General features: G+C 51.5%; 1 protein-coding gene. It reads right to left on the bottom strand.

Annotated features, from left to right (window positions below; genetic code table 11):
* The coding region (locus FE392_RS19310) for an AMP-binding protein (RefSeq protein ID WP_319931770.1) at positions 1–231 on the bottom strand (231 nt) is incomplete at both ends.

Here is a 231-nt window from a genome sequence, read left to right on the forward strand (position 1 = left end):
ATAAGTGGCGGCAAACGTGGTGGTTTCCGTCGGGCCATAGCCATTGATCAGGCGTTCGGGTTTGGTGTCTGCTGACAATACCCGCTGGATTTTCCGTGGGTCGAGGATATCACCGCCGATGATCAAATAACGCAATTGCCCAAACAGTGGCTGGAGGGCGTCAAGGTATTCGTTGAATAGGCCACTCGTTAACCAAATAGCGGTGGTTTTTCCTTTGATTAGCGACGCACA

The organism is Xenorhabdus santafensis, assembly GCF_033949405.1.
Classification (GTDB): Bacteria; Pseudomonadota; Gammaproteobacteria; order Enterobacterales; family Enterobacteriaceae; genus Xenorhabdus; species Xenorhabdus santafensis.